At 37.8% G+C, this 15,413-nt stretch carries 18 protein-coding genes and 2 pseudogenes; 6 read left to right on the top strand and 14 right to left on the bottom strand.

All coding sequences use genetic code 11. From position 1 onward, the window contains the following. Window positions 1-158 precede the first annotated feature (158 nt). Genes JEP40_RS12695 through hxlB form a run of 5 tightly spaced genes read left to right on the top strand, consistent with a single transcriptional unit; the run spans window position 159 to window position 3,426 of the window. Window positions 159-695 (top strand): RpiB/LacA/LacB family sugar-phosphate isomerase, encoded by a 537-nt coding sequence (locus JEP40_RS12695; RefSeq protein WP_198623855.1) that lies wholly within the window; start codon window positions 159-161, stop codon window positions 693-695. 3 nt (window positions 696-698) lie between these two features. Then, a complete protein-coding gene (locus JEP40_RS12700) occupies window positions 699-2,075 on the top strand; it encodes a PTS galactitol transporter subunit IIC (RefSeq protein ID WP_198623856.1) in 1,377 nt (458 codons plus the stop codon). A gap of 22 nt (window positions 2,076-2,097) precedes the next feature. Then, window positions 2,098-2,382 carry a PTS sugar transporter subunit IIB gene (locus JEP40_RS12705; protein WP_198623857.1) on the top strand — a complete coding sequence of 95 codons (285 nt, stop codon included), beginning with the start codon at window positions 2,098-2,100 and terminating at the stop codon, window positions 2,380-2,382. Between the two features lie 7 nt (window positions 2,383-2,389). Further along, window positions 2,390-2,848: a PTS sugar transporter subunit IIA gene (locus JEP40_RS12710; RefSeq protein WP_198623858.1), complete on the top strand. Its 459-nt coding sequence runs from the start codon at window positions 2,390-2,392 to the stop codon at window positions 2,846-2,848. Between the two features lie 56 nt (window positions 2,849-2,904). Next, entirely contained in the window at window positions 2,905-3,426 is a 522-nt protein-coding gene (gene hxlB / locus JEP40_RS12715; RefSeq protein ID WP_198623859.1) for a 6-phospho-3-hexuloisomerase, read from the top strand. Window positions 3,427-4,376: 950 nt separating this feature from the next. Here hxlB and JEP40_RS12720 read toward each other — a convergent pair. The 14 genes and pseudogenes from JEP40_RS12720 to JEP40_RS12780 form a co-directional block, all read right to left on the bottom strand. Next, window positions 4,377-5,411 carry an IS110 family transposase gene (locus JEP40_RS12720; protein ID WP_004264637.1) on the bottom strand — a complete coding sequence of 345 codons (1,035 nt, stop codon included), beginning with the start codon at window positions 5,409-5,411 and terminating at the stop codon, window positions 4,377-4,379. Between the two features lie 141 nt (window positions 5,412-5,552). After that, a pseudogene (locus tag JEP40_RS19220) lies at window positions 5,553-5,645 on the bottom strand (hypothetical protein); the annotation flags it as partial. Beyond that, a pseudogene (umuD, locus tag JEP40_RS12725) lies at window positions 5,645-6,062 on the bottom strand (translesion error-prone DNA polymerase V autoproteolytic subunit). The pseudogenes JEP40_RS19220 and umuD, both read right to left, overlap by 1 nt. A 308-nt stretch (window positions 6,063-6,370) precedes the next feature. Continuing rightward, a complete protein-coding gene (locus JEP40_RS12730; RefSeq protein WP_198623860.1) occupies window positions 6,371-7,423 on the bottom strand; it encodes a hypothetical protein in 1,053 nt (350 codons plus the stop codon). Between the two features lie 32 nt (window positions 7,424-7,455). Next, the gene (locus JEP40_RS12735) at window positions 7,456-7,878 is read right to left on the bottom strand and encodes a hypothetical protein (protein ID WP_198623861.1); all 423 of its coding nucleotides are present in this window, start codon (window positions 7,876-7,878) and stop codon (window positions 7,456-7,458) included. Continuing rightward, window positions 7,878-8,174 (bottom strand): hypothetical protein, encoded by a 297-nt coding sequence (locus JEP40_RS12740; RefSeq protein ID WP_198623862.1) that lies wholly within the window; start codon window positions 8,172-8,174, stop codon window positions 7,878-7,880. The genes JEP40_RS12735 and JEP40_RS12740 overlap by 1 nt, the downstream gene beginning before the upstream one ends. Continuing rightward, window positions 8,171-9,004: a DNA replication terminus site-binding protein gene (locus tag JEP40_RS12745; protein WP_198623863.1), complete on the bottom strand. Its 834-nt coding sequence runs from the start codon at window positions 9,002-9,004 to the stop codon at window positions 8,171-8,173. The genes JEP40_RS12740 and JEP40_RS12745 overlap by 4 nt, the downstream gene beginning before the upstream one ends. Window positions 9,005-9,265: 261 nt before the next feature. Continuing rightward, window positions 9,266-9,493 (bottom strand): hypothetical protein, encoded by a 228-nt coding sequence (locus tag JEP40_RS12750; RefSeq protein ID WP_071547973.1) that lies wholly within the window; start codon window positions 9,491-9,493, stop codon window positions 9,266-9,268. A 2-nt stretch (window positions 9,494-9,495) separates the two neighbouring features. Next, window positions 9,496-10,332 carry a replication initiation protein gene (locus JEP40_RS12755; protein WP_099660681.1) on the bottom strand — a complete coding sequence of 279 codons (837 nt, stop codon included), beginning with the start codon at window positions 10,330-10,332 and terminating at the stop codon, window positions 9,496-9,498. Window positions 10,333-11,666: 1,334 nt separating this feature from the next. Further along, window positions 11,667-12,158 (bottom strand): hypothetical protein, encoded by a 492-nt coding sequence (locus JEP40_RS12760; RefSeq protein WP_071547975.1) that lies wholly within the window; start codon window positions 12,156-12,158, stop codon window positions 11,667-11,669. Between the two features lie 10 nt (window positions 12,159-12,168). Then, entirely contained in the window at window positions 12,169-12,549 is a 381-nt protein-coding gene (locus JEP40_RS12765; protein ID WP_071547976.1) for a plasmid partitioning/stability family protein, read from the bottom strand. Window positions 12,550-12,553: 4 nt separating this feature from the next. Then, window positions 12,554-13,513 carry a plasmid segregation protein ParM domain-containing protein gene (gene parM / locus JEP40_RS12770; RefSeq protein ID WP_071547977.1) on the bottom strand — a complete coding sequence of 320 codons (960 nt, stop codon included), beginning with the start codon at window positions 13,511-13,513 and terminating at the stop codon, window positions 12,554-12,556. A 296-nt stretch (window positions 13,514-13,809) separates the two neighbouring features. Beyond that, window positions 13,810-13,965 carry a DUF4942 domain-containing protein gene (locus JEP40_RS19260; protein WP_165126819.1) on the bottom strand — a complete coding sequence of 52 codons (156 nt, stop codon included), beginning with the start codon at window positions 13,963-13,965 and terminating at the stop codon, window positions 13,810-13,812. Window positions 13,966-13,990: 25 nt separating this feature from the next. After that, window positions 13,991-14,623, bottom strand: coding sequence for a DUF4942 domain-containing protein (locus tag JEP40_RS12780; RefSeq protein WP_198623864.1), 633 nt, complete (start codon window positions 14,621-14,623; stop codon window positions 13,991-13,993). Between the two features lie 323 nt (window positions 14,624-14,946). Here JEP40_RS12780 and JEP40_RS12785 point away from each other — a divergent pair, with 323 nt between their 5' ends. Continuing rightward, window positions 14,947-15,366: a hypothetical protein gene (locus JEP40_RS12785; protein WP_099660685.1), complete on the top strand. Its 420-nt coding sequence runs from the start codon at window positions 14,947-14,949 to the stop codon at window positions 15,364-15,366. Window positions 15,367-15,413 lie beyond the last annotated feature (47 nt).

Here is a 15,413-nt window from a genome sequence, read left to right on the forward strand (position 1 = left end):
ACATCTAAAATTGGCTATTAGTTGTTTTTGTTTGTATTTATTGGTATTTAATTCATTTAAAATCAATGAGTTGTAAATTATGTGAGATTGATCTCAGTTGACAACCAATATTTACCAATCATATACTTGGTATAAATTATTTAACCAGGTTAATTACGATGAAAACTAAAATTGCAATCGCGTGTGATGATGTGGGATTTGAACGTAAGGAGGAGATTAAAAAATATCTTGAGAAAGAGAAGAATGCGGAGGTCATATATGATCCTGTGAAACGAAAAGAAGATGGCTTCAATAACTTTGCTCGTCTTGCGGATGAAATGGCCGAGGTTATTCAACGAGATGAATGCCGCCTTGGCATTTACATTTGTGGTACCGGTATTGGTTTCACTTGCCAGATAAATAAACACTGGGGAATCCGCGCTGTTGCAGTCACTAATCCTTACTCAGCAAAACGGGCAAGGCTCAGTAATAATGCGCAAATAATTGGACTTGGCTGCAGAATTAATGATCTGGAATATACAAAAATGATTGTTGATGCATGGTATGACAATGCATTTGACTTTAATACAGCAAGATTAAATTCCAAGAAAAACCTATTGGAAGCTGAACGCAGTGACAATACGTTACTGACGAAACCTGCTCACGTTCGATGGAATATGGGTTTCAAGCCAGATAATGAGAAATCTGAGGACTAAAAAATGGAACTGATTACGCAGTTTATCAATGATCTGGGTAACTTTATTTTCATCCCATTAATTTTTCTAATTTTGATGAAGGTCCTCGGGAGACCACTGTCAGAGTGTATTTCATCAGCCATTAAAGTTGGTATCGGTTTTATTGCGTTAACCATGACTATCAAGCTGATGCTTGAAAAAATGCAACCTGCCGTAACCGGACTTGCTGAAGCCACCGGTTCCTCACTGAATGCCATTGACGTTGGCGGCGCAGCGACCGCAGTTATGGGATTTGGCTCAAGCATGGGGGCTATTATTATTCCTCTATGTGTGGCCGTTAATATTGCCATGCTATTTGCACGCCTGACTGACTGTGTAAACGTTGACGTTTTTAACCTGCACCAGAATGCTTCAATGGGAGCTATCGTAGGAGTGTATTCAGATAGCTTCCTCTATGGTGTACTTACGGCAGCTTTATTTCATGTCTGGGCGCTTATTGCAGCTGATTTGGGGGCTAAAAATAACGAAAAATACTTCAACTTACCTAAAGGTGTTGCCATTTCTCACCCAGTTGCAAACACTTATTTGCTGTTCGCATATCCATTTAACTGGATTTATGATCGTATCCCAGGTTTCCGTAACTTAAACGTCACGGCTGAAAGTATTCAGAAGCGCTTTGGTATCCTAGGTGATCCTACAATGGTTGGTTTTATCATTGGTATTCTTCTTGGTTTCTGTGGCTATGGCTGGAAATCCCCATACCACACCATTATCGCCAGCTTGCAATTAGGCATGTATCTTGCTGCTGTTATGCTTTTGTTACCACGTATGACCTCTATCATGATGGAAGGTCTTGTACCACTGTCTAACGTCGCACGTAAGAAACTGGTAAAAAGATTCCCAGATCGCGAGATTACCGTTGGGATGGATACTGCTTTAATTGTTGGTCATCCGTCAGTGATTGCTCCAGCCCTACTACTTATCCCTGTAATTGTGATCCTTGCAGTAGTATTGCCAGGCAACCGAGTGATGCCACTTGGTGACCTGTCGCAGTTTGTATTCTTTATTGCATGCATGGTACCCGTTTTCAATGGCAATATCATTCGTACCTGGGCAACGTCCATCATCTTATTTGGCGGTGGTTTATATATCGCATCTTGGATGGCTCCCTCAACTAATGAAGTGTTCCAAAAATTCGGCACTAACCCTGATGCGAGTGTAATGTATTCATCACTTAATCCGTCAGCTAACCCGTTCACAGGATTCTTTGCAGGCCTCAGTCATATAGGTCTTGCTGGCTATATTCTCGCCGCTGTTTTGCTGTTATCCGTAGGATACTTACTTAAACAGAAATCTCGCCGTCAGTTAAACGTTGAACCTGAATCAGGAAAAACGGTTTAAACCATTTAAAAGGTAATTGAAAATGAAAAAAATTTTAGTTGTATGTGGAAACGGTATTGCATCTTCTTCCATCATGGTTTCTGTTCTACAGGACTATCTGAAAGAACAAAATATAGAAGCTCAAGTTGATAAATCATCTCTGATGGCTTGCACTACAGACACATTTAACGGATATGACCTGATCGTATCATCCACCAAACTGAACAACCCAGGCATATCCACTCGAGTGATCGTAGGGGCAGGCTTGTTAACTGGGCTAGGTGAAGATGAAATTTTTGATGCTGTTAAAGAAGAAATACTGAAGTAGGTAAATAATGATATTTAAGATTCTGGTAAATGACGTTGAAGAAGCTATTGATGACTGGTCTGCGGCCATTCAGTTTGCAGGCCAAAAGCTACTGGAAAAGGACTACATCACACCAGAGTACATCCAAGCTTGTCTGATACGCGAGAAGTCCTACCCAACTGGCTTATTAATGGTTAACGGACAGGGCATTGCGATCCCACACGCAGATTATTCCTTAGTTAAAATAAACAGTATAAGTATCGTGCGTTTTGATAAAAACGTGGTTTTTGGGCAGATGGAGGACGCTGACCTGACGGTTGAATGCAGCATCATGTTTAATCTTGCATTTGCAACCAGTGATCAGCACATGTCTGTGTTACGCCGCCTCTTTACACTTTTCCAGGATATTTCGTTTATCGAGTCATGTCGTAATCTTAAAACGCATGAGGTTGGGAAATACGTTGAAGAGATGCTTTCAGCATCCTAATACACTGAGGGCAAATACGCAGGTATCTGCCCTTTTTTAATAGAAGAATTGTAACTATGAAAAATTACGCTCTCGTTTTAAACGAGCTATCATTACTTGTGGATAAAATTAATGAGAAAGAATTTAATTCGCTCATCAAATCCATCACCGCTGCTGGTCATATTTATCTTGCCGGTGCAGGGCGCTCAGGGCTGATGATAAATGCCTTTGCAAATCGATTGATGCATCTAGGTCTTTCTGTCAGCGTAGTTGGCGAAATTAGTTCACCTCACTCCCAAAAAAATGATCTCATGATTGTAGGCTCAGCCTCCGGAAAAACATTGCGCCTTATTCATCAGGTAAGAACAGCTAAGAACAATGGTGTCAAAATTGCACTGATTACCACCACTTTAGAGTCACCTCTAGCAAATCTTGCAGATGATATATTAATCATTCCTGTAGAGCATAGTATCCAACCCATGGGCACTCTTTTCGAGCAAGCTTCATTACTTACTTACGACGCTATTATCCTGTTGCTAATGGTTAAACTGAACGAAACAGGCAATACAATGAAAGAGCGCCATGCTGATATTGAATAATAAGGGCTTGTTGCAAAAATTGGCTATGTGAGGAACACAAAATTATTCAACTATTCCGTTAGGAAAAAGAATGAGACCGTATGATTTTAGGGTTCTTCGCTGGAACCCAAAATATTACATCAAAAAATTGAAGATCTTCTAATGGCAAGGAAAAGCTATAGCCAGATAGAAAATTTGATAAACTGCCCGAGATATACTATTTCTAAGGTATTAAAATCGATGCAAGCAGCAAAATAACTGGTTTAACTATCAAACTACTACTCTTCTGAAAACCTTAGTATCACAGGAAGACGCGCAAACTTTGAACTTTTCGATTAAATGAGTGCGAAACTCCAACGTGCCACGGAAGAATTGAATGTGAGTGTCAGAAGCTATAAACGTCATTAAAAATCACCAAAGGTCACTAATCTCATTGAGTTAGCGACCTTTGCGTTAAGCGTAAAAATGGAAAGAGAATAAATTCAGTCTATTGCAGGGAAATGAGCTCTTCGCGGCTTAAACCGGTACTTACAATAATGAGTTCAAGGCTCACACCGTTTTTAAGCAAGTTACGCGCCATCATAATTTTAGCATCACGTATACCTTCTTCACGACCTTTTTCCCAGCCGATTTTCTCGCCTTTGTCTTGTTGTTCACGATAATATCCTGGTGTTTATCTGCCTATTCACTCAATTGCTGGACAATATGTTCAGGTGGCCAAATTCATTAAACCATATATGGACGTCCCGTGTTGTGCAAGCTCTGAGTTGATACGGTTTGCTGCCATATATTCGGCGTCGTTAGTGGATCTAATGACCCGCGCCATGATGTCATCCGCACCCTGTTTCCTTATCACTACATCGGTATGTTACTACCATGGCATAGTTCAGGCTATTACAGGGTCGGTTTACCGTTTTCTCATCAGTACCTGCAAACTCAGGATAAATTCTCTTCTCTGGATACAACTACGGTCAGTTCATCGCAAAAGCCCTGTCGATATTAAAACTTGTGGATTCTGTCAGTAACCGCCAGACAATGCGTGTCATCTTATTAGCCAGCGCAACCGTGGCTTTCATTTTTCCTCTTCGTTCAATAAGCCGTTTCAGCCACATTCCCAGCGCGTCATCGCGTTTATGAGCCCAGTGCATAACAGACCGCGCACCATGAATGATCAATGTCCGGAGATCACGATTGCCATTTTTGGTCATCGCAGAAAGGCTGCTTTTTCCTCCAGAACTGTGTTGCCTAGGAACCAGACCACACCAGGCTGATAATTGTCGTCCGTTAGTAAATTGCTCTGCGTTAACTTCACTCAAAAAAGCAGCTGCAATAAGTGGACCGATACCCGGTATTGTCATCAGTACTTTGTATTTGGGTTGTTGCTGACAAAGAGCCGCAAGGCTGTGCTCTACAGTAAGAATACGTTCATTAAGTGAATGAATATTTTCTAGCAATGAGAACAGCAACTGGCGCAGCACGGGAGAAATTAACTGTTCTGCATCTTCAATAATATCGGGCAGTCGTTGCTGTAAAATATGAATCCCGACAGGGATCTCAACACCTTGTTCTGCCGCCAGTGACCGGGCCTGATTTGCCAGTGCAGTGCGTTGTTCAACCATCAACTGGCGGGCAGCTCTGAGGGCTTTAATATCTTGTTGTTCAACAGTTTTTATAGCGACAAAATGAATACCTGGGCGAAAAGCTGTCTCACAAATAGCGAGAGCATCGTTGGCATCATTTTTCTGGTGATGTGTTAATGCTTTTACGTGTTGCGTGGGTATCAGTCTGACTTGAAAACCGATTGACTGAAAAGTACGCCCCCAGTAGTGGGAAGTAGCACAAGCCTCCATTGCAATCATCGACCCAGGAGGGAATTGACGAATAGTATCCAGCAATTTAGCCCGAGAAACCTTGCGGTTAGATGCAATATTCCCATCACTCATCCAGACGCAAACCTGAAAGACAGATTTTGCCAGATCGATACCGATAACTTTAATCTCGTTCATGATGTAGTACCTCTGTGAATAAAATCGCTCAACATAAGTATGGCAAAACTTACATAGAGGGACGTCCATCACATCACTACAGAATAAGATGCTAATAACAGTATAGGATTAGCTAACGTTTCTCACCACTCAAATCGTGGTTGATAATACAATAACCGGCTTATTGGCAATGTCTGGGCGAAAAATCCGCTTACAACTGGCGTAGAAACTGTTTACATCAACTAAGGCAAACATTATCTTGCCTTGTGAATTATGTAGGTAACAGTACCGAATATACTCAATTCTTCATTTTCTCCAATGTAGATAGGTGAGTAATTGTTGTTCATAGGGATCAGAGCAGTAACAGGGCGAGTTTGTAACCGTTTTATCGTGAACTCTCCATCCAGTGAGGCAATGACTATATCTCCGTGTTTTGCATCAATCGAACTATCTATGATGACTAATATCACCATCAAGAATTTGTGCGTCCATCATAGAAATACCAGACACACGTAAAAAGTATGTAGCTGAAGGATGCTTGATCAGCAAAGAGTTTAAATCAATACGGTCCTCTAACTAGTCACTCGCAGGGGAAGGAAATCCGGCAGGGACCCGTTCTGCAAACAAAGGTAATGGAAGTGATTTATTAACGTTGCATAAGGTTAATTTCATACTCGCCTCAACGCTGTACAAATAGACAGTAGTACTGTAGGCATCCGAGTTAGAAAATTGCAAGTTAAGTTCAGGTATATTACATCAGAAATATTGAGTGATTATTGTACTATGCAGTTATCGGTGGCTAAAGCTCAGTAGAACGAAAACTCATGCTTAGCACTTAAATTAATGACATGGGCAGGTAATTCCTATAGATAGAATACAAAGATGTTGTTTAGAGTGCTTGATTTATCGGAAAAAAGAGGCATAACGTAATAAACCATTCCGTTGATCGTCAAACCCCTAATAGGATGAATCCATAGAAATTATGGTATTACTCGATATAAACAATATGAGTTTACTAATGCCAGAAAATTTGGTTTAAAAGACTTCTTATTCATTTCTGGGTCCGGAAGGTTATACAAGGTGAATGCAGGATCATAGGTGTATTTTACATGCTGGCTCAGTAATTCAATTATATATCCGCTTGGTTGATCCCAATTATATTTAATTAAATCAATGATATATTCATGCCCCTTATCCTCTTTACTCAGATGTTTAGTTTGTCCATTGAAAAATAGTTCCATATTATTAATAGCTTTAAAGTAATCTTTAGCAAACGGTGAAAAATTTGAGTAGTTCAATATTAGTCTGTTATTTTCATCACTAAACAATACTATACTGTTACTCAGTTGGTGTTTATGTCCGTCAATTTTTAAGCTCTTTTTTGGTGAAATGCCCATTGCAAAAGTTGCATAATCACCTTTACCAGCTCCCCAATATCCCTTTCTAAATAATTGTTGTCCATTGTTTCCTTCTATTTCACCTAAAAAACCATAGGTATGTTTTTTTCCATCAGAAACAATAAGTAACAAGTCTGAATATGGAAAATTATTAAAAGCTGTATGAATAGGATATGTGAATGCTTGATATTTATTTTTTGAACTACCTAGAAATTTTGGATTTATAGGTGTTATGACCTTCACATCAAATGAATTATCTAATTGTAACTTATGGTGAATACTGTCCTTACCCATTTTGTATAAATTCAGATACTTGTATTCAAAATCTGTTATACCGTACTGAAATAAAAGGTTATTAACTAAAATGTCTCTTGTAGTAGAACCATATTCTGAGCACAACAAATCTATCATTAAATATTCAAAAGCATGATTTTGTAGATTACTACTAATTCTTGCTAAATAGTTTGAAGGCGTAGAGAGATCCCCTCTGTGTGATTTAGGTGATTGTTCTCCAAGTGGGTGCAACATGTTGGTTTGATAAGATAGAGCTTTAAAAATAGCTGCATAAAACATAGCCCAATAGGAGGTAGTATTATTGATGAATTTTGGCTCTATAAACACTACTGGTATAGTCACGTAACACTCTTATATATTTGGTTATTTTTAAATTAGTAGTAAGCTTTTGTTACTTCATGTTTGCCGTTTAAGTCAATCATACTGACGAATAATGGCATATAATTTTCACTCTTGAGGAATAATTTTCCTTTTAGAGCATGATAATATGTATCTATTCCACTCGCCAAAATTATTATTATATTTCCTACTTCATAACCAACTCCATACCCATAGGTTTTACTATTGGGTCGCAGGTCCTCACTGTGGCTATGAATTACGGAATGAGGTTCACCAGTCAAAATATTGATGATAATAGGCAGAGGGTTTTCGAGCAGTTCAAGCAGACCTGATGGTGACAGTTCGTTAATGAACGCCTCATAACCAGAATGAATTTTTTCTAATGCCAGTGTCGCTGTAACTCCAGAATGGGTTATAAATTCTGAGCCTATGTGTTGTAACAGCGCTATGTTATTCATCACTTTTTATAGGTCCTCCCATATTGTTTGAAATATTTGTTGAGCTCTTTGTCACGCTGGTAAGTAGCCGTATCTGCCGCTTGTTTGGCTTCATCAACCTGCTTTCTTTGCAGTTCTTCAGCCAGCTTCAAATAAGATTGAATGTTTTCCTGATTAGGTTCCCGTGTTACCAGCTCAAAAGCAGCTCTTTCACGTTGCTCCAATGAGGCGCAACCAATCAAAGATAACACGGCAACTGAAGCACAAAAGTAAAAACGAACGATTGAAAATCCCTGTTGTGTATTTTTCTTCATCATTTTTCCAACCTAATTATCTGTTGCCCCCTAAAAACACCAAGGAGAGTCGTTTTGTGTTTGTCAGAACGTTCCTGTCGGTCAGCTTCAGCAGCGAACAATGGTAGGGGGCTGACTTTAAATTGCTTATCCTGAACTATCAAAAACGGCACAGGAGCGTTTATGCACCGTTTTTTACCACTGGCGAAGGTTAAGTTGCAGATAGGCTGAGGCGTAACGCTACGCTTTGTTCTGAGTCTACTAGCAGGGCACTCTTGAATTTTATCCATTAAGTCCTGTAACTCGGAGTTTCCTTTTGCTATATCAGCTATGAGCTGATACAGCTTAACCGGATCAGTTTTCTGCATAAGCCCTTTTAAGCCCCATGTATAAGAAGCATGTGTGATTACGTCGTCTGTATTAAATATGGGAATATTCCGGTATAGATGCAGTGTCATTACATTACTCAGGTGTTTACGCAAAACACTGAAGCGCTCCGATTTTGGGAGTGCAACAATAGAGGTTCTGATATTGTTTTTTACGGTATTAATTTTGATTATATGATCGGAGAGTTCCATATTCGCAGTTGATACCTGTACATATCCGGCTGTACGTCTCGCAAACTTTTGAGAATACAACGGAGATATGTATAGGTCCTGCCAACAAGAGATAACCGATGTGTAGGCATGAGGACCCCAATTTACAACAGGTTCAATGCATTTACCTATATCATCACAACCATTTTCTACCGGTGGAATGACACAGGTAAGGGCTGAAATTACCTTTGTATCTCGAAAAAGTGAGTCAAGCTGGTGGAGGTACTTCAGCAATGAACCAATATAGCTATCAAGCATGACATGAAACTCCTGTTCTTAGAAAGAAAGCATCATAATCAAATATGCCAACATACAAATGAGAGTCTAACAAATATAGGAGCGAAGCTTACACATCTGCGCCCCTGACTCGCGCTTTTTTCTCTCTTTTTCTCTTTTTTTCTCCCCCTTTTCTCTAGGCGCGGCTGTTCAAGGTGGGACGCCCATGTAACTACACCATCTTTTGTATGTTGGCATATTTCATGGCGACTTTTACAAAATGAAATATGACCGCTCATGCTATTATTCTTGTTCTCTGGATTTCTTCAAAAATTTTTTAAAACTGCTATCACTGACCATCAAGCCGTAAGCCGGTAAAGCATCCATAATCGCATTCCAAGACATGCCTGATGATTTCATTTCAAATAAATCATCCTGAATATGGTTCAACATAGCATTTTTTTTATAATTCGGGTTCTGCAAACTGAACTGAGTAATTTTTTCTTGTAATCGTTTATTTTTATACATCATTACTATAATAAACCTATCTGCTTTTCGAGCTCGTCCAGTTCCTTATCGGTAGGCATAGAACTACCCACTTTTTCATTGTGAATAACATAGGATATGCGTAACACAGAAGCCTTGCGTCCTTTACGTGACTCAATCGCAATTGAAACATCCTTGATATTCGTTTGTTCACCCAAACTAACCGCCAGCCGCTTTAAAAACTGACCAAAATACTTATAGCTTTGATAGAGATATTCCTTATTGCCTTTCTTATCTATATTGAACAGCCACATTTCGTCCTTAAGTTCGTCAACTCCAATTGTGAAAGACGTTTTATATTCGGCAATAGTATTACGTTTAGAGTACCGTTTCATAATTAGCTGATATAGATTTGCCAAACTAGCATCCGATAATCTAGCTACATAAAAAAGGTTTTGTGTCGTGAATTTTTTTGATAATTCAAAGAAATAGGGAAATACCCTACGGTTAAAGAATATTTTGCAGTAGCCTTCGTCAAAGTAATATGTAGCACTCGTTGTAATGTTGGTTTTTGAAGCTCGTTTAAAACCTTCCTCACTTAGATCTTCATATATGTGAGAGCTCAACAGAGTATCTACGGCGAGTGGAAGGGATTTATACGCAGTTGAAAGGTCCACGTCACAAATTTCAGCATACTCCTTAGCTTTAACCTCAAAGCATATTTCATCTTCATCAACAGATTCTCTAGGATCAGATATCTGAGCGAGAATAAGAAACAGCACTCTTTTCGCCGGTATAGGTAAGCTGGCGAGAGAAAGATTGAAATCATCAGAATGACGAACATTAGTATAAAGTGTTAAGTTACTGATTTGCTTCTTTTTCATCACAAAAGACTCAATTCCAACATGATAGGTATATATTCTAAAGGTTGTTTTGTCTAAAAGCAAAGTGACCTTTAAAGTAATACGTAGCTGGTGGAGTATTGAACACCAGACGAAAATAGCCTTAACGTTGTGATAATAAATACATAAAGTATGTTACCTCTCACATTAGCAATACTTCCATGACGGCTTATTGCCAAGTCAGTTAACGAAATTTCCATATGACAAACTGCATATGTCACGACCTTTCGTTAACACACTGATAAACAGTAAGTTAATGAAGTCCACCATACTACTCTATACTGCATCAACGACGACCTTTTACCTTAAACAGAAAAGTAACTTTTTTTTATGATCATACTGCACCAATGACGACCTTTAGCATAACCGATTGATATATAAGGATTATATATACATGCTTACACCATTCTATACTGCATTAGCGACGACCTTTAGCCACCAGCAGAAAAATACCTTTTTTTATGACCGTACTGCATCAACGGCGACCTTTAGTGTAACAATATGATATATAAGGATTTATTTTAAGCATTTACACCGTTATATACTGCACAAGTGGCGACCTTTAGCCTTTAATAGAAAAGTACCTTTTTTTATGACTATACTGCACCAACGGCGACCTTTTGTATAACATGTTGATATATATGAATTAAATTATGATAAAAGTATATATTTATACTGCATCAGCGGCGACCTTTAGCCACCAGCAGAAAAATACCTTTTTATTGATTAACTGCATCAACGGCGACCTTTTGCAGCAAATCAAAAATATACTTTTTCGGTAGTGGAATATTACAAAACATTTAAGAAAATCGTACTTATCCACAACAAAATTAGAAAATAAACTAATATTAATTAATAGGATATGATTTTTTTGATTAAATAACGAGCCTTGGTTAATAATTAACCGCATATACTTTACAAGTGACGACCTTTCACTGCATCAACGGCGACCTTTCACTGCATCAACGGCGACCTTTCACTGCATCAACGGCGACCTTTTACTGCATCAGCGACGACCTTTCACTGCATCAGTGACGACCTTTAATATCGTAACTAAATGATTATTATGAATATATCCCCATATCTAAGGTTTTAATTTTTTAAGATCTAAAAAGAAAGAAAAGATCTTAATATGCTAAGATGTGCTTCACTGTGGACAATTTTCTTATGCTTTCTAACGCACTCGCTTTGCTCGTTTGTTCAACAGCGACACCGACACGAAAACAAGTTTTCATGTCTCTCGCTGTTCAGAGCTAAAAATGTAAATTCATTTATGATTGAAAAAAAAAGCCCAAACAAATGTTTAGGCTTCTCAGTTAATGAGTGTCGATCAAATACAGACTTTTTAGCGTTACAACAGTACATGCATAACTTATTTTTAACGCTGCGGATAGCTGCTGTACGATGAACACAGCAAGTTCCAAACGTTGGTATTGATCTATACCGTGTTCTAGCGTCTGTCCTGCTTCAGAGATCAAGAAAATCATTCCTGACTTACCATTATCAAAAACAGACAACCCTTTGTTCCTACTATCCCCATGATATCGAGCTTCAAAATTATCAATATACTTCTTTGATAGAAGCACTAATGCAGAGAGCTGAGTCAGTTCTTTTAAGGATAACTGAATAGTCTGTTTTTGCTCCCATCTTGCAGTTCCATCCTTTTCAAGAGGTGCTATCTCGATGTTAATGGTAGGAACGCCAGATCTGGAAACTACCTTTTGAAAGTTAAGACAGGAACGTTTTTTTTCGATTTTCTGCCAATCGGCGAAGAACTTTAAAGTTTCACCATACTCTTGTTCGGACATACACCACCCTTCAATCTGGTAATGAACCTTTCAAATTCTTTGCTGCCTGACTTGGGGGCTCCTTCTCTATTTTTACTTTATCAGTCAGTAACGCCCGTTTTGCCTGACTCAAATTTACTTTATTGTGAGCATGAGTGCCGTCACTATCAACAGTTAGAAAGGAATCTAACATTACTTTGAAGGTATCAGCCTTTGTCCTGTCTGATAGAATTGAAGCCAGCAAAGAAGGCAATCTATCATCAATTTCCCCTAATGCGATCCCTGCCAGTAACGCTGTACGTACTGCTTCAGTTTGAACCGGCGATTCTTCAATCTTTTTAATTGCGAATTTATCAGCCTCGCTGAGTTCGGGACGAAGATACAAAATTATCTTTTTACGCTCTTGTTTCATAACGTTATCCTAATAATTTCAGACCCCGAACCAAAGCAAACTGAGGTTCTTCAGCCACGTAGAAACGTTCTGGTTGGATTGCTATTTTCTTTCTGATTGCATCAGCGGAAAGCGCAGCTCCACCACCAATAACCATGACATGTGTATAGCCCTTAAAGGTGCTGACCGCATCGAGCACACGGGTATTTAGTCGTTCAATACTGCTGTTCATGGCATCTTTCACCATCTGAATATCATCAACGCTGTTGATGTTATCTAACAGATAGTTTTCATCGTGCCGGTTAATAATGAGTTGATCTGCGTTATAGCTGGATGTTTCTGTTGAAGCGTTCGCCAAAGCTCTTTTGACTTCGTTAGTCACCAATGATACGCCAAGCGTAGGATCACCAAAAATGCGTGATACAGACGTCATTTGACCAGAAACCATTGAGATATCAGTTGTGGTGCCTCCAATATCAATAATCAGTACAGAATGATTGGGTCTTAATTCATCACACAAAGATATACCCGCAGGAATTGACTCAGGACGAACGGTTACTTTTTTGATTTTGAAAGGTTCATTTCGGCTTACTTGAACTTCGCGCATTAAGTTATCTTTTTTGCGTTGGATGTTATCCATTCGATATTGCGCATCCTGATCGTAAAATTCTGCCAATGGTAGAGTGACAACGATTTCAACCTCTTGGGGAGGTAAACCGCTAATCTGAAGTGCATGTTGCACTGCAACTGCGTTTAGAGGGCTATACTGCCAAGCTACGTTGTTAGTTGGCAAATTGTCAGGATCAATAATATCGAATGAATACTTCTCGTTATCAACGGTATAGTTGAATGGTTTGCCAGTACCAAAAGCCGTACCCCAACCGCGTTTGAAGCTGTTAGGACTAATTTTAATTACTTCACCTTCCTGATCCTGTTCCCACAGCATTTTTATGTTAGTAGAACCATCATCTATATAAATACGCATTTGAAGCCTCTAATTGTTAATGTGATGCATCTGAGATTTATTTGATGCGATATTGAGTATGTTTGTAATTTTAACAGTGGAAATTGAGTGTCGCAAGAGGTTGATGTGAGATTAATTTGAGAAATATCAGGGTGTAAAAATCATAATGAAAATGAAAATATATCATTTAGATGTGGGTGTGATGCATAACTGAGGTTTGTATGAGGCTTATTCTGTGTGGTATTACTGTGTGAGGATTAATTGAGGTATATCTGATATGTGTAGATATACCTCGATACCTTGACTGTGAATGTGTATCACAAAGGCGGCAATGCTGAGGGGAAAAGTTTTGCGATCAAATCATTAGTATTATTTATTAAACTTTCACTTTTAAATAATAGATGCATTGTGCCTTTTTTGTACCACTTAACGATGAAAAATTCAGTTTCAAAATTTTTATTATTAGTTCGCACATTATCAGATATATATAGCCCTACGCTATTTTGAAATTCGTGAATTGGTTTTTTTTTGTAAGATGCAAAATATTCTAACTAGATCGTTAACGGTGTCAGTCTTATTAAATCTAGTTGAATACTTACCAACTGAAACAGCATTATCCATTATTATTTTTTTGCCAAGATAGCGAGGATTATTACTCTTGTAATCCCATGAGACAGATTGCAACGCATCCATCAATCCATTCTTAAATGAATCAGCTTTGTTAGCGCTTAAACTTGTAAAAGTGCTTAATGCATTCTCAAAGTTGAATATAGGCGATTTCATATCGTAAAGGTCGTAATGTAACTTTTCTATTTGTTTATTGCTCATGATTGTTTTGATACCAGATTTATCAATAAACATTTTCCATATCTTTCTGTCTAACCAAAGTTCAAACCGTGTTCTGTTATCATCATCATTAGTATTTCTAGGGTATTGCAAATCAATTAAATCGTCCTCTATGCATTGGTGAGGAAAATGATTGTTGGTATTGGGGATTGTTTTTAATATTTCGATAGCCTCTGCTGCTTTAGAGAGTGATTCTTTATATAGGATAATAGCATGTTCTCGGATTGCAATTACTCTGTCTATCTCAATTGATTCGATGATATTAGTATTGGTATTAAGGTTCATTAATAAAATCCAATTTAATTTTTTATATGGTATACGTTAGGCGAGAAAAAATAGAAGTAGTACCATATCAAGCAAATAACAATAAAGATATATATTTGTCAAAGTGAAAGCTTCATTATTTAATTAAAGATGAATAATTATAATTTAATTTAGCTCTGTTAATTTGGTAATTAATTGTATAATGAATTGTTATGTTTATATAAGTGGTGATATTGTATTTATCATTTTTACAAAAATATTGCTTTCAGCTTTGTACGAATATATTATTAATTCTCAAATATAATTAATTACCACAGCTAATAATAATTAAACGAGGATGAGTCATGAATACCTATAATGTATCGTATAAGGTTAATCTTAATAACAATAACTATGCTCTAGCTTCATTTGATGTACAAGCAAAGTCTGAAAAGGAAGCGCGTAGAATAATAAGCAAGTCGAATATAGGTGTTGAAGAATATACTGTTACTGAGAAAGACTTTTTCTCGGTAACGTGGTGTGCTGAAGATATTCATGCAAGTATTGTTTCCGGTTGGGATAGTGAAACAGAATTAGATGAATTTAATAAAACTGATCTTGATGTTTTCTATTTTAATTTAAGTGATGATGATAAAAAGAATTTTTGTTTAGATGTATTGGAGGCACTTAAAAACAACCATGATTGTAATTACGGTATTAATTGGGATGTAATTAAAATATCAGCAGATTCAAGTATGGATATATGGAAAAGATTAATTAATTAAGATTCAATATTAAATTACAGAAAAATAGTCAGAGCTTATTGTGTCTG

This window comes from Proteus vulgaris, assembly GCF_016239305.1.
Taxonomy (GTDB): domain Bacteria; phylum Pseudomonadota; class Gammaproteobacteria; order Enterobacterales; family Enterobacteriaceae; genus Proteus; species Proteus vulgaris_C.